This window comes from Nitrospira calida, assembly GCF_976986435.1.
This window is the reverse complement of sequence record NZ_OZ335950.1, coordinates 3,546,162-3,560,486: the sequence shown is the minus strand read 5'-3', so window position 1 is coordinate 3,560,486 and position 14,325 is coordinate 3,546,162. Positions and strand designations below refer to the sequence as shown.

The 14,325-nt window shown below is 61.0% G+C and carries 12 protein-coding genes; all 12 read left to right on the top strand.

Going from position 1 to position 14,325, the window contains the following annotated elements; genetic code table 11:
• The first annotated feature begins 188 nt into the window (after positions 1 to 188).
• Positions 189 to 683, top strand: coding sequence for a GspH/FimT family pseudopilin (locus ACWHTU_RS17340; RefSeq protein ID WP_447860663.1), 495 nt, complete (start codon positions 189 to 191; stop codon positions 681 to 683).
• A 13-nt stretch (positions 684 to 696) separates the two neighbouring features.
• The gene (locus ACWHTU_RS17335) at positions 697 to 1,182 is read left to right on the top strand and encodes a type IV pilus modification PilV family protein (protein ID WP_447860662.1); all 486 of its coding nucleotides are present in this window, start codon (positions 697 to 699) and stop codon (positions 1,180 to 1,182) included.
• Positions 1,179 to 2,306 (top strand): PilW family protein, encoded by a 1,128-nt coding sequence (locus tag ACWHTU_RS17330; RefSeq protein WP_447860661.1) that lies wholly within the window; start codon positions 1,179 to 1,181, stop codon positions 2,304 to 2,306. Before ACWHTU_RS17335 ends, ACWHTU_RS17330 begins: the two co-directional genes overlap by 4 nt.
• 32 nt (positions 2,307 to 2,338) lie before the next feature.
• Positions 2,339 to 2,959, top strand: coding sequence for a PilX N-terminal domain-containing pilus assembly protein (locus ACWHTU_RS17325; protein ID WP_447860660.1), 621 nt, complete (start codon positions 2,339 to 2,341; stop codon positions 2,957 to 2,959).
• A gap of 9 nt (positions 2,960 to 2,968) precedes the next feature.
• Complete coding sequence (locus ACWHTU_RS17320) at positions 2,969 to 3,313, top strand: hypothetical protein (protein ID WP_447860659.1); 345 nt, start codon at positions 2,969 to 2,971, stop codon at positions 3,311 to 3,313.
• A 79-nt stretch (positions 3,314 to 3,392) separates the two neighbouring features.
• The gene (locus ACWHTU_RS17315) at positions 3,393 to 7,424 is read left to right on the top strand and encodes a pilus assembly protein (RefSeq protein WP_447860658.1); all 4,032 of its coding nucleotides are present in this window, start codon (positions 3,393 to 3,395) and stop codon (positions 7,422 to 7,424) included.
• 249 nt (positions 7,425 to 7,673) lie between these two features.
• Positions 7,674 to 8,474: a putative Ig domain-containing protein gene (locus tag ACWHTU_RS17310; RefSeq protein ID WP_447860657.1), complete on the top strand. Its 801-nt coding sequence runs from the start codon at positions 7,674 to 7,676 to the stop codon at positions 8,472 to 8,474.
• Between the two features lie 109 nt (positions 8,475 to 8,583).
• Positions 8,584 to 9,651 (top strand): PhoH family protein, encoded by a 1,068-nt coding sequence (locus ACWHTU_RS17305; protein WP_447860656.1) that lies wholly within the window; start codon positions 8,584 to 8,586, stop codon positions 9,649 to 9,651.
• Positions 9,651 to 10,109: an rRNA maturation RNase YbeY gene (gene ybeY, locus ACWHTU_RS17300; protein WP_447860655.1), complete on the top strand. Its 459-nt coding sequence runs from the start codon at positions 9,651 to 9,653 to the stop codon at positions 10,107 to 10,109. The genes ACWHTU_RS17305 and ybeY overlap by 1 nt, the downstream gene beginning before the upstream one ends.
• Before the next feature lie 74 nt (positions 10,110 to 10,183).
• On the top strand, positions 10,184 to 11,107 hold the full coding sequence (gene ftsY, locus ACWHTU_RS17295) for a signal recognition particle-docking protein FtsY (protein ID WP_447860654.1): 924 nt from the start codon (positions 10,184 to 10,186) through the stop codon (positions 11,105 to 11,107).
• Positions 11,108 to 11,202: 95 nt separating this feature from the next.
• Complete coding sequence (locus ACWHTU_RS17290; RefSeq protein WP_447860653.1) at positions 11,203 to 11,988, top strand: response regulator; 786 nt, start codon at positions 11,203 to 11,205, stop codon at positions 11,986 to 11,988.
• A 28-nt stretch (positions 11,989 to 12,016) separates the two neighbouring features.
• Positions 12,017 to 14,284 carry a M1 family metallopeptidase gene (locus ACWHTU_RS17285; protein WP_447860652.1) on the top strand — a complete coding sequence of 756 codons (2,268 nt, stop codon included), beginning with the start codon at positions 12,017 to 12,019 and terminating at the stop codon, positions 14,282 to 14,284.
• Positions 14,285 to 14,325: the final 41 nt, after the last annotated feature.

The following is a 14,325-nucleotide window of genomic DNA, read 5'->3' as shown; positions in this document are numbered from 1 at the left end:
GCAAGCTGTTCGCGGCCTGTTGAGTGGGCGCGGCCGGTCAGTTCATGACGAAAATTGTCATAAAGAAAGACCGGCGAAGTGCGAATTTGTACTCCACCAAATGAGGGGTAACAACGTGAAATCAACCAGTTGGAAGATCACTCTCTTCTCAATCTGAGGGCACGGCACTTGCTCACCTTTGTCGCGCTATGTCTGCCGGTTTGCCGAAATCTGGCCATGTCGACATACCCGGAGAACGGGGATTTACATTTCTGGAAATGATGACCGTCATCACGATTATCGGGATCGGCGCGGCGTTGGCGGTTCCGAGTTATACACAATGGAATGCGCGTTACCAGCTACGACAAGCGGTCACCGAGATCAACACTCAACTAGCACTCGCCAGGTTGGCGGCCATGAACAGAAATATGGCGGTCACTGTGACGGTGAGCGCCGTCGGGGGAAAAGTCACAGTGACGACAACGGATGTGTCAGGTGCGCAGGTGTTGCCGACGCAGGCGATGATGGTCCACGTGACCAACGTCGCGGGAGGACCAGTGCAGTTTAACTCGCTTGGCCTGCGATCCGGCGGCGGAGCAGGGAACCAAACGCTGACGGTGACGAACACTCAGGGATTGACCTATTCGATCAAGATCACCCCGGGCGGGAAAGCGACCTGGTGCGCAAGCCCGACCTGTCCCTGAAGACGAGAACGCCATGCACGCAACGCGTTCAGCGCAGTCGGGTTTTACGTTGATCGAAGGCATGATCGCGGCCGTGGTTCTGGGCGCCGGCCTTTTAGCGCTCTCGGGGATGCAGGCCATCTCGTTCGGACGCAACGTCGATGCCAATGAGTTGACGAGAGTCACGAACCTCGCAGCCGACATGCTGGAACGGATTCAGTTCAATCGACGAAACGTTCTTGCGTACAACAACATCGACACCTTGAACGCCGCGACGCAACCGCCGACGAGTCAGCCCATGGCTCGCGGCGACTATGCCCAGTGGCAGGCGTTGCTGAATTCCTCCGGCCTGGCCGGGGTGCAGGGGCGCGTCACCGTGGCGGCGATAGGGCCGACCACACCGCCGCTGAATCAGAACTCGGTGACGGTGACGATCACGTGGAGCGGTTCTGTGCGAGGGGAGACGAGCGTGATGCGAAACAAGGTCGTCACGCTCACGACGGTGGTGTCGCCGGAATGAAAACCACCGGAACGAATCGAAGCCGGGTCTACGGAGAGGAGCGCGGCGTGACGCTCGTCGAGCTCATGGCGGGCATCTTTGTCACGCTCGTGGTGGTCGCGGCGGGTTTTACGGCGCTCAACACGACCAACAAAGCCGTTCGCGCTAACGATCAAACCGTGGATACGCAACAGAATGTGCGGGTGGCGATGGAATTGCTTTCGCGCGATATCAAGCTGGCCGGGTTCGGCATGGTCAATCAAGTAGGGGCGTGCGCGCTGGCCGGATCGCCTGCGGCCATCGTCCCTGCGGACAACAATCCCGGCGGGGCCGATGCCGGTCCGGATTCCATTTCGCTGGTCGTTCCGACGACCAGTTCGACGCCGCCGCTGTGGACGCTCGCCAGCGCCGTCGGGCCCGGCTTCAACCAAATCACGCTCCAAGCCGGTGCCGTGGCCGAGATGGTGGCGGTCGGTCTCAATCCGGCGCAACCGACCGCCGCGCAAATTTCGATCAATGGCGCAGTCACGGCGACCGTCGCCACGATCAGCGGCGATACGTTAACGCTCTCGAACGCGATCGCTCCACCGGCGACGTTTCTCGCGGGAACCCCGGTTTATCTGCTGCAGTGCGTCACGTACCAAGTGATACGCTCTCCCGATAACAACGCGCTCTGCGGCGGAAACGCGCCCTGCCTGGTGCGCGGCGTCACGGCTGCGCTCAACTGTGATGTCGTGAACAGTCTTTGCGCGCCCATCACGGATGGCATTGAAGATATCCAATTCGCATACGCGTGTGACGGCTGTAATGCGACGGTGAACGGTGGAGTGGCGGACGGAGTCGTCGATGACCAGAACGCATCCAACACGTTTGACCAAGCGGATTTCATCACCAACAGCGCTTGGACCTTGGCACCGTTGACTCCGGACAAAATCCGACTCGTCCAGGTCAACGTGGTGGCTCGACAGACCGTGGCCGATCGGGGGTTCGGCGAGGGCCGGACGGCGATGACGGCAACCGCCGTGCCATTGGTCATCAGCGACCACAACCACGCCGCCGATGCCGCGTATGATCCCGTCACGTATCCGCAGTTCCGCCGGCGGGTGCTGACGCGGACCGTGCAGACGAGGAACTTGGGGCTCTGAACAAATGGGCGGCGGACGGAGACCGTCGGGAGATGACCAAAACCGAGCGCGGGTTTACCGGAAACCAGCGAGGCGTGGCCTTCCTGACGGTCATGCTGCTGCTGCTGATCCTGACGGTCATCGGAGTCGCGGCGGTGACGGTCAGCGGACTGGAGAACCGGATTGCGGGACTCGCGCGAACAAGCGAAGCGGCATCCAGCGCGGCCGAATCATGTTTGGGGACGGCGGTGAACATTATCCAACAGACCATCGACCAGGGTTCGTTGCCGGCGACGTTCTTGAGCAATGCGACCCCGGCCGGCCCTGTGCCGCAGACCAATGCCACCGTGCTCAATCAAGAGATCCTGGGGCAATCGGACAACAATCCCGATGTGGCCGACGGAACAGGGGCCGTGCCGAACCTGGTGCAGACGGTCGGAGCCTACACCGTGAACGGCGACATCGACCGGTTGTATGCCAAAGCGAAAGCAGGCTCCGGCATGCAAATGTTCGGCGGATACGAAGGAACGGCTGGAGGGTCCTCGGCGGGCGGCGTCGACATTCTCTACCGTGTGAACTGCGTGGCGAGAAACGCCGCCACAGGCGCGAGCAGCCGAATCACCGCGATCTACGCCTGCACGATGACGGGCGAAAGCTGTCAGAAACAACTATAGGAGTCGACCATGGACACGCGAATGAGAGCACGGCGCCAGCGGTTCGTTTTCTCCTTAGCGGTCGTGGCCTTGCTCATCGGCGGCTTACCGAAAATGGCACGAGCAGCGGTTGAGGCGCAAACAGGGCAGCCAACCGCGTCCGTAAGCAACTTCCAGTCCGGGCTGGTGACATCGGCGAAAAGCGGAACGACGCTGCAAATCAACAACACGAACTTTACCCTCAAGCCTCAAGTGATCATCAAGGACGATGAGGGGAGGCTGAGGGACGAACGTGAATTGTTGCCCGGGGTGCAGGTTCAGTATCACCTGAAAGAAGGGCAGATCGATCAGATCATGATCGTCCTTCCCAAATGACCCGACGATGATTCACGGATCACGGGATTGGACGCAAGTGGAATCGATGCCGATCCATGCAACACGCGGAGGCCAGACGATGAAACGGCATACCATGACACAGTCGAGCAGAACCGGAATCATGCTCTCGCTGGTGCTGGCAGGGGCTGTGATGTGGCCGGTGGCCGTCAAGGCCCAGAACATGGCCGACTATACCGCCTCGCCGCCGTTCATCACCGATGCGGTGCCGCCGAACGTCTTGTTGCTGATGGACAATTCGGGCAGCATGAACGAAGCGGCGTACGAGGACGCCGCGTTTAATCCGGCCCAGACCTATTACGGTCTGTACGATCCATTGGAGTGCTACAACTATAGCAGCAACAAATTCATTCCTGATCCGGCGGCTAATCCCGCGACGCCGGGAACCTGCACGAACTCTCCGTACTTGTGGTCCGGCAACTTGCTGAACTACGGCACCATGCGCCGGATCGATATCGTCAAGTGGGTCATGATGGGCGGGACCTGTTCGGTCGGCGGACGGGACGCCCAAGGCGGATGCCGGCAGTTGATCGGACAACAAAATTTCGACAACGGGGCTTGTTGCCGGGATCAAACTACGTCGGTCTCGCGGGCTGATGCCAACGGGAGAATCCCTTCCACGTATCTACCTGCGGTCGGCGGCACGGTCTATTTTCATATGATGGGGAGCAGCGGGACCCTCAAAGGCAGTTTTTGCCTGGACGACGATCCGACGCAACCAAGTGGTTCAAGTTGCGGTGACGGCGATGCGTATGCCGAGTCAGGGCCCTGGACGATCCGGATCGACCATTTCGAGAACGCGACGGGTGTTCTCCAGGAGGTTGGCAATAAGGCCCGGTTCGGCCTGATGCAGTTCAAAGGAGCCGGCGACGGCGGCAAGGTGCTTTCCGATGTCGGATCCAGCAATATTCAGGATCTCATCACCGCGATCGAAGCGACGACGCCCTCCACCTGGACGCCGCTGGCCGAGTCGCTCTACGAGGCCACGCGGTATTTCGCGCAGGTTCCACCTGCCTATACCAATTCCGACTATTCATACAACGTCACCAACCGCGATCCCTATTACTTCACCCAGCCCAAGTGGGCGGGCACGTCGCAGTATGTCACCTGCTGCAAGAGTTTTGTCATCATCTTCACGGATGGTGAGCCGACCCAGGATTTGAATGTTCCGTCGGCCTTGCAGGACTACGGGCACACCTATCACGGCGCTCATTGTACGAGCGCCGTCATCACGGATCCCTGTACGCCGCACAAGACGAATTATGCGAACAACGGGTCCCATTATCTGGACGATGTGGCATATTACGCACACACTACGGATCTGCGACAAGCCACGCTTCCGGTGATCAACGAGTCCGGGAAGAATTTGGCGGGCAACCAAAATTTGATCATCTACAGCTTCTACGCGTTCGGCCAGCCGATCGGACGGGAAATTCTTCAGACGACGGCGAAACTCGGCGGTTTCGAAGACCGCAATGGGAATAACGCCCCTGATCTCACGGAAGAATGGGATCGGTACAACAACTACACCGGGGCGGAGGGGCCGGACGGCTTGCCGGACACGTATTTTGAGTCGGCGAACGCCAACGATCTGCGCGAAAAGCTCATGGCCGCGATTACCAGCATCCTGCAACGAAGCGCCTCGGGAACCGCGGTCTCGGTGCTCGCGACGTCTTCGACTGGTGACGGATCGCTCTATCAGTCGTATTTCTATCCCCTCATCTTCGAGGGGTTTAGGGACATCAAATGGACCGGCTATACCCAGGGACTGTTCCTCGACACGTTCGGGAATCTCCGGGAAGACACCGACGGCGATGCGCGGCTCATTTACCAGAACGACAGCATCGTGCAGACCCGTTTCGACTCGAGCACTGGGAATGTGTTTGTCGATCGTTTCCGCGATGCCAATGGTGACGGCAAGGCCGACAGTACGACCCCCTACGAGACCGTGACCTTACGGGACATGAAAGGAATTTGGGAAGCTGGAAAGCAACTCGCGTTGACCGACCCGGCGAATCGGACGCTGCTTACGTGGGTGGACCTGAACAACGACGGAGCGGTGGATCCGGGAGAGCAAATGGACTTCACGACAGCCAATTCGGCGACGCTCGCCCCCTACCTGCGGGCGGGGGCTGCTCCCTACACGGCCGACAACATCGTTAACTTCATCAGAGGGAGCCAAATCGTCGGTCTCCGGGATCGACAGCTCACCGTCAACGGCAGCTTGAAGGTCTGGAAGCTGGGCGATCCCATTCATTCCACGCCGACGGTGGTCGCGGCGCCGAAGGAACGCTTCGACGTGCTCTACGGCGACTCGAGTTACACGGCGTTCTTCCAACAATATCGCAATCGCCGCCAGGTGGCGTACGTCGGAGCCAATGACGGCATGCTCCATGCCTTCAATGCCGGGTTCTATCATCGTGGCGATGATCCCAACACGACGACGGTGACGGAGCACGGATGGTTTACCCGCAATCCCAACGATAACACGAGCGGCAAGTTGCTCGGCGAAGAGCTGTGGGGGTTCATCCCCTATCAATTACTGCCGCACCTGCAGTGGCTCACCAGGACGGATTACACGCACGTGTATTACGTCGATCTCAAACCCAAGGTGACCGATGTGCGTATCTTCACCCCCGATGCGGATCATCCCAATGGCTGGGGGACGATCCTGATCGGCGGATTCCGGATGGGTGGGAGCTGCGGGACTTGTGCGGGGGCGGGCGCGCCTCCCATGACCGTGAATATCGGCGGGACGAGCCGGACGTTCTACAGCGCGTATTTCGTGTTGGACATTACCAATCCCGAGGTGCCGCCCAAGTTGCTCTGGTCATTCTCGTCGTCGGACCAAGGCTTGACGACAAGCTATCCGACGGTCGTTCGGATGAATCCCTCCAATGAGGCAAAGACGAATAATACGAATGCCAAATGGTACGTGGTCTTCGGGTCAGGCGTGACCGGCTACGATGGCAGCGTCGCGCAGGCGGCCAAGCTCTACGCGGTCGATCTGGCGACCGGGCCGGGACCAAACAACAGCTTGGTGACAACGCTCCCCATTGGATCTTGGTATTCATTCATGGCGGACTTGATCACCCTGGACCGCGATTTGGATTATCGGGCCGACTCCGTCTATGTCGGACGGACGATCGATCCGGCCAGCAGCGGCCGCAGCATCTGGTCCGGGAAAATGTATCGGTTGACGATGGGGGCCTGCCCAGGTGCCCCCTGCTCGACTGCCACATGGGGAATCGCCTCGGGGAGCAATCGGATTCCGACGGAGGTCATTGATACCTTCCCGACAGGTGGGAGCACCCTGGTCGGCCCGATCGTAGCCGCGCCCACGGTCACACTGGATGACACGGGGAAAGTCTGGATCTTCTTCGGGACCGGCCGGTATTACAGTACGGCGGACAAGACCAACACCGACACCCAATATTTCTTCGGGATCAAGGACTCGGTGCTCGGCGGGGGCTGTACACAGACCAGCGTCGTCAGTTGCTTGGACGACGATCTGGTCAACGTGTCCGGCGCCACGATTTGCGTAGTCGGCGTCGGGACATGCGGCAGCGGAACAAATCAAGTCACTGGGGTCGCAGGCGTCACCACGTTCGAGGGGGCGGGAACGACTTCCTTGATCGGACTCGTCCAAAGCAAAGACGGCTGGTTCACCACATTGCCGGCGTCGCGCGAACGCGTGCTGGCGAGTCCGACGATTATCGGGGGCATCGTGTTCTTCCCCTCCTTCATTCCCAATAACGACATTTGCAGTGCGTCGGGAGAAAGCAACCTGTACGCGCTCTTCTATCTGACCGGCAGCGCCTACAAGGAAGCGGTGATCGGCACGACCGCGGCTGGAAGCAACAAGACGGTCAACCGGTCGATGGCGTTGGGGACCGGTCTAGCCTCGCAAATGGCCGTCCAGATTGGCACCCAGGGTAGCGGAGGCACAGGCGGAGGGCCGAGCGGGTCCGGCTGTCAAGGCGGCGTGATCGGCTTTGTGCAGTCGAGCACCGGCGCGATCGCACAGCCCTGTACGAAGCCGGCATTGCCCTCGTGGAGCCGGTATGTCTCGTGGATTAATCAGAGAGATTGATCGTTTGCTCTGTGGCGGTAGCCGCACACAATGGTCCGCTTCTGTGCGGTTGTTCGCCGGAGCGGACCATCGTGTGGCTGGAAGCCTATGACAAGCAGAAGGCGATCGGTTTCCCATCGTCTATTTCTGGCGATACCACTCGGCCTTCTGCTCATGGCGGCCTGCTCGCCTGAATCGGCTCAGGTGAGCGGTGCGGAATCGTCTCCCACAAGGAACAACCACCTGCCTTCCGTTCGATCAGCTCGGATCGTGCCGATTCCGCCTGTCCTGTCCGAACCCGTGTCAGTCCAGGTTGAAGGAGAAGATCCGGACCGTGATCCGCTCACCTTTCGCTATCAATGGCTGGTGAACGGCGAGCTGCTTTCCGGAGCCACCGGCCATCAGTTGAACCCCGATCAACTCAAACGCGGCGACCGCGTCAGCGTCGAAGTCATTCCCTTCGACGGCAAGGCGCAAGGTGCTCCGTACAGGTCCGAGCCGGTCATCGTTGGCAATACGCTTCCGGTCGTGTCGCGAGTGACGATCGAGCCCGGTCGGATACAGGTCGGAGATGTGTTGAAAGCCCAGGTGGAAGCGACCGATGCGGACCACGATGAGGTCCGATTCCGATTCCGATGGTGGAAAAACAATCGACTCGTCTCCGAAGGCGAAGAGAACATGTTTGAGACGACCGGGTTTCTCAGGGACGATGCCGTTGCGGTCTCCGTGATCCCGCGCGACGACAGCGGAGAGGGCAAAGAAGTGTTTTCTTCCACGATGATCATTGCGAACAGCCCGCCGAAGATCACCTCGATTCCTCATTCGGCCATCCAACGGGGGCATTACCTCTATACCGTCACAGCTGCCGATCCGGAAGGCGATCCGGTTTCGTTTGCGCTGACGACCGCCCCGCCCGGCATGACGATCGATCCGAAGACCGGCCGTATCGACTGGCAGATCCCGCCGGAATTGAAAGGGTCGTACCGGGTCAAGGTGGTGGTCCAGGACGATCGGGGCGGCTGGGCTTTTCAAGAGTTCGATTTGTCCCCCAGCGCACCCGCTTCGTCCTGATTCGAATCGCCTGGCCCGCTCGCGTCTTATCCCTTGACCTTGTCACGTTTTCCGATCCTCTGTTAGAATCCAGTCGCCACGGAATGGGAGGTTGTCGCAAAAGCGTCGCGTGCGTAAAATCAAGCTGCGAGAAGGGACGAATACCGCTGCGCTCTTCGGTCATCACGACCGGCACCTGAAACTGATCGAAGAAGAGTTTGGCGTTCGGTTGTCGGCGCGAGGCGAAGAGGTGGCGATCGAAGGCTCGCCCGACGCCGAACGGCGGGCCGAACGGGTGTTGACGGAACTGGCTGCTTTAGCGACCGAAGGATACGAACTGAAAGCCGAAGACGTGGGGTTGGTCCTGACGGCGCTTCGGCAGAATCAGGACACACCGCTCAAAGACCTCCTGCTCAGCGCCGCTCCCATCGCCACCAAGAAACGGTTCATTGTTCCCAAGTCTGCCGGTCAAAAGGCGTACATCGAAGCGATCGAGAAATACGACATCGTGATCGCCATCGGTCCGGCAGGAACAGGCAAAACCTATCTGGCGATGGCGATGGCGGTCAACGCGTTGCTGCGCAGAGAAGTCAGCCGCATCATCCTGGCCAGACCGGCGGTCGAAGCGGGGGAGAAACTTGGTTTTCTGCCAGGAGACATGTACGCCAAGGTCAATCCCTATTTACGGCCGCTCTACGACGCGCTCTACGACATGATGGATGTGGACCGTGCCAACCGGCTGGTCGAGCGCGGCGAGATCGAAATCGCGCCGCTCGCGTTCATGCGCGGCCGAACGCTGAACGACTCGTTCGTCATCCTGGACGAAGCACAGAACGCCACGGCCGAGCAGATGAAGATGTTTCTCACCCGTCTGGGGTTCCACTCAAAGGCCGTGGTCACCGGGGATGTGACCCAGGTCGATTTGCCGGCCGACCGCGTATCCGGGTTGATCGAGATCCGGGACATCTTGCGCGATATCGATGGGATTCAGTTCGTCTATTTCGATGAGCGCGACGTGGTCCGCCATCGGTTGGTGCAGGAAATCATCAAAGCCTACGATCGGCACGGCGCCGGTCGCGAGGCGGAGACCAAATCGGCGAAGGCCTCCAGGCAGCCCCCGGCTGCGCGCCATCCTTCCACCCGCCGATCTCAGTCTTCCGACCAGACCTCAAAAGACCACTGGGGTCAACCGCACTAATGCCGGTATTGCTGCGGGCAAGGCCGCGCCGTATTGTGATCCGAACCGCCGCGTTCAAGGCATTGGCCCAAAAGCTGTTAGAGACGGTCGGCGAGTCCCGCGCCGAACTCAGTGTGGAGCTGGTCGGCGATCGTCGGATGCGGAAATTGAACCGCCGGTATCGCGGGCACGATGCGCCGACCGACGTGCTGGCGTTCGCGATGCGAGAAGGGCCGACGCCCGTGACGCCGCTTCTCGGGGATGTGGTAATTTCTCTGCCCACGGCCGCACGGCAGGCGGTACGTGACGGCCGTCCCGTCGATCATGAAGTCGCGGCGCTGCTGATCCACGGGGTCTTGCACCTGTGCGGATATGATCACGAACGTGGAGAGAGAGAAGCCCGCCGGATGAAGCGCAAAGAACGTGCCGTATGGCGGGCGCTGCAGCCAATTCCGACGCTGATAGCAAGTAGTAAATAGCGAATAGCCGAAGGCAGTAAGTGGGATTCCGGGGTTGCTCGCTCCTCGCGATTTGCTTCAAGCCAAGGAAGAAGATGAGTTGGTTTCAACGGCTCAGCCAAGGGTTAGCCAAGACCCGCGGGGTCATCAAGGGCTCACTGAACCGGTTGACCGGCCGGGCTCCGGATCCGGCCTTGCTCGACGAACTGGAGGCCGCGTTGATCTCAGCGGACCTGGGAGTCCGTGTCGTGAGCCGGCTGATGGAGCGTGTGCGGGTGCAGGCCCGCAGCGGAGGCTCGGACGCCGCATATCTGCAAGATCAGCTTCGGGCGATCATTCTCGACAGCCTGCGCGCCTGCGCCGGCGAATCGATTGAACGATTGATTGCCAAGGGCCCGCGCCCCTATGTTGTCCTGACGGTCGGCGTCAACGGGGTGGGGAAAACCACGACGCTCGCCAAACTGGCCCAGCGATTACGGCAGGGCGGCACCACGCCGCTCCTGGTGGCGGCCGATACCTTTCGGGCCGCGGCGATCGATCAACTCCAGGTGTGGGCGGACCGGATCGGTGTGGAGCTGGTTCGCCAGCGGCATGGCGCCGATCCGGCCGCCGTCGCCTTCGACGGCCTGGCGGCCGCTAAAGCCCGCGGCGTTGAGGCGGTGTTGATCGATACCGCCGGCCGGTTGCACACGAAGTCGAATCTGATGGAAGAATTGCGGAAGATCAAACGCGTGCTGGCGCAGGAACAGCCCGGCGCGCCGCAAGAGGTACTCCTGGTCCTGGATGCCACCGTGGGGCAAAACGCCCTGTCGCAGACGCGGCAGTTTCACGAAGCGGTCGGCGTGACGGGGCTGGCGTTGACCAAGCTGGACGGCACCGCGCGCGGCGGAATCGTCGTGGCCATCGCCGAGGAGTTCAAGATTCCCGTCCGCTTGATCGGCGTCGGCGAGGCGGTCGACGATCTGCAGGATTTCGATCCGCAAGCTTTCGTGGAGGCGCTGTTCGACAAGTCGGCCTAATCGCCGGCTTGCTTCGATCACGTCAATTCCTTCTCATGGTCCGGCGCCTGTGTTATGCTGACGGCAGCCTCACGGCTCCCTTCACGAGTCATCCTGTGAACACCCTTCTTGTGATCGATGACGATCGGTTGAATTGCGACCTGCTCCAAGCCGTCTTCTCGCGCCAAGGCTATCACGTGCTCGCGGCGACCAGCGGGCGCGAGGGTCTGGACCTATTTCGCAAACTGACTCCGCGCGTCACGTTGCTGGACTTGCGGATGCCTGAGATGGACGGGCTGACGGTGCTCAAAGAGATCCGCGCCATCGACCCCTATGCTCCAGTCATCATCCTGGGAGGCGGGGCGACTGAGGCGCAGGAAAATCAGGCTCGCGAATTGATGGTCACGGATTTTCTGCGGAAAGGGTTGTCCCTGGACGTGCTGATCGGGACGGTGAATCGGGTGGCCCAGCAACCGACTGCGCGAGCGTTCACCCCGTCCTTACCGCAAGCGATTGCCCCAGCCAGCACCGAAGGCGAAACCATTCTCGTGGTGGACGACGAAATGATGGTGCGTGACCTGCTGGTCCGCTTCCTGAATCTGCGCGGGTATCGCGCGCAGGGAGCCAAAGACGGACCCGAAGCGCTGAGGATGATCGAGCAAGCGCCGCCGGATCTGGTGCTGCTGGACGTGATCATGCCGGGCATGAACGGCGTAGATGTGCTGCGCGCCTTGCGGGAACGAGAATACCAGGGCGGAATCATCATCCTCACCGGCAGTCAGAGCGAAGAGTTGCTCGACAAGGCCTGGGCCATGGGCCCGCAGGAAGTCTTGGGCAAACCCATCGACCTGGAGCGATTGTTGACGGCGATCCAACTTGTGCTGGTGTGTCGGGAATGTTGAGTTTGCTGCTTCTGTGCCACGGTGGAGGGTGATTCTGTTTCGCCTCGTGCGCCTCGCCGGCCTGTTCCCCGCCGCAGTGCTTTCCTTCGCCGGCCTTCTGCAGGGAGGCTCTTCGTTCGCCTGGGCCGCCACGGGACCTGCCGACCCGCTCAAGCCGCAGGACGCGCGCATCCGGTCTCATGCGCTCACCATCGATCTCCTTCCGGATACGCATCGGCTGATCGCCGTCGACCGCATGACGGTCGAACTCGGGGCCGGCCCGATCGAGCAACTCGCGTTTTCGCTGGCGGCGTCGCTTCAGGTACGCCAGATCCGGGCTAGCCTGGAGTCCCAGTCGATCACGGTTACGTGGACGACCGAATCGGAAACAACCCCGGCGCCTTCTGGATCGCAAGGCCAACGGGTGCTCGTCCGATTGGAACGCGCGATTCCGTCCGGCCGGACCCTCATGTTGGAATGGCGGTATGAGGGCCTCATCAATGATCCGCCGCGCGAACCCCGACATCTGCGTTTCGTGACGCCCAGCGAAACCTCCGGTCATATCGGTCCGGAAGGCGTGTATCTGAGCGGCGAAACGGAATGGTACCCGGACCTCGCCGGTTCGCTCGCGACCTTCCATGTCCTGGTGACTGCGCCTCGCGGGTGGGTGGCCGTCACACACGGCAGAGAACTCTCCCGGCGAGAAGCCGGCGGGGGACCAGAGTCGGTAACGGCCGAGTGGGAAGTGGCGGAAAAGACCGAAGCGCTGACGCTCGTGGCCAATCGCTTCGTCACGTCGCAGCGGGAGTGGCGGGACAAGGGAGGACGCCCGATCCGGGTGGCTACCTATCTGTTCCCCGAAGACGCCCACCTGGCGGACGAGTATCTTGACGCGTCCCTCCGCTATCTGGAAGTCTACAGCGGGATCCTCGGCCCGTATCCGTTCCCCAAGTTCGCCGTCGTGGAAAATTTTTTCGCCAGCGGCTTGGGCATGCCGTCGTTCACCCTGCTGGGAAGCGGCGTGATCAAGCGCCACTATGTGCAGCCTTACGCATTGGGCCATGAGATCGTGCACTCCTGGATCGGCAACGCCGTCTTGAACCGGACGGGAACGGGGAATTGGGTCGAAGGCCTCACCACCTACCTCGCCAATTACTATTGGCACGAGTTAACCGGGAAGGCCGAGGAGGCCACACGGGAACGGCGCCTGATGCTCTACGGCTACGCCGTGCATGTCAGGCCGGAGCAAGACTATCCGGTTGCAAGGTTCACGCGGAAAACGGACGAGAAGGACAATGCCATCGGCTACCAAAAAGCGGCTATGGTCTTCCACATGCTACGCGGCGAGATCGGCGAAACGGCCTTCTGGGCCGGCGTGAAGAGGCTGGTGGCGGACTATCAGGGAGCGTATGCCGATTGGCGCGATCTCGAACGAGTCTTCGCCGGAACGGCCGGCAGGGATCTGCGCTGGTTTTTCGCCCAATGGATCGAGCGACCCGGCGCCCCGGATGTGAAAATCACGGGTGCGACGGCACGGCCGGCGGCCGGACCGGCGGAGCCGGGCGGCTATCGGCTTACCGTCCGAGTCGTGCAGGCGGGAACTCCGTTTCGATTCCGGATGCCGGTGCTCGTCCAAATGGAGGGAAATCTGGCGCACCGCGCGGACATCACGATCGAGCAAGCCGAGCAGGATGCGACCCTATCCGTTCCGGCCAAACCCGTCGCCGTCGGGCTTGATCCTGACCTGATGCTGTTTCGATATCTGGACCGTGCTCGGCTTCCGCCGATGCTGAATCTCTATGCGACCGACCGGCGCCGATCGGTGGTGCCGCCTCATGCCGGGCTGGAGGCGGCGCTCGCGCCGTATCGGGAACTGGTCGCCCGCATCGTCAAGCAAAATCCGTCACGACCAGCCGGTGAACAGACCGACGTTGTCGAAGGAACAACAGCGGACAGTGTCTCGGGCGAAGGGTCGGTGCTAGTATTGGGTGGGCCCGGCGCCAATCGGGCCGCCGAGTGGGCAGTGCAGGGCTGCGGCGGGAAAGTGCGGATCGCCGAAGATTGGTTCGCCGTCGAGGGAAATCGCTATGAAGGGCCGCAGGTGGCGCTCTTGGTGTCCTGCCGGCGGCCGGACCTGCCAGCAAGCGTCGTAACGCTCTTTTACGGGGTGTCGCCGGAGGCGGCGGCGAAAGTCGCTAGGCTGTTGTTTTTCTACGGATGGAACAGTTATGTCGTCTTCCGCGACGGCGCGGTGGCGGCCCGCGGAGACTGGGAAGAGTCGCAGGATGTGGTGGAGGTCGTGGTTGAAGCGCCCTAAGTCAATGCCGAACCCTGGATTACTCATCTTGTTGAGCGTGC

What these genes read in the sequence shown, in the direction of transcription:
- ACWHTU_RS17340 (WP_447860663.1), top strand. Translation starts at nt 189, where the DNA reads ATGTCTGCCGGTTTGCCGAAATCTGGCCATGTCGACATACCCGGAGAA.
- ACWHTU_RS17335 (WP_447860662.1), top strand. Translation starts at nt 697, where the DNA reads ATGCACGCAACGCGTTCAGCGCAGTCGGGTTTTACGTTGATCGAAGGC.
- ACWHTU_RS17330 (WP_447860661.1), top strand. Translation starts at nt 1,179, where the DNA reads ATGAAAACCACCGGAACGAATCGAAGCCGGGTCTACGGAGAGGAGCGC.
- ACWHTU_RS17325 (WP_447860660.1), top strand. Translation starts at nt 2,339, where the DNA reads ATGACCAAAACCGAGCGCGGGTTTACCGGAAACCAGCGAGGCGTGGCC.
- ACWHTU_RS17320 (WP_447860659.1), top strand. Translation starts at nt 2,969, where the DNA reads ATGGACACGCGAATGAGAGCACGGCGCCAGCGGTTCGTTTTCTCCTTA.
- ACWHTU_RS17315 (WP_447860658.1), top strand. Translation starts at nt 3,393, where the DNA reads ATGAAACGGCATACCATGACACAGTCGAGCAGAACCGGAATCATGCTC.
- ybeY (WP_447860655.1), top strand. Translation starts at nt 9,651, where the DNA reads ATGCCGGTATTGCTGCGGGCAAGGCCGCGCCGTATTGTGATCCGAACC.
- ftsY (WP_447860654.1), top strand. Translation starts at nt 10,184, where the DNA reads ATGAGTTGGTTTCAACGGCTCAGCCAAGGGTTAGCCAAGACCCGCGGG.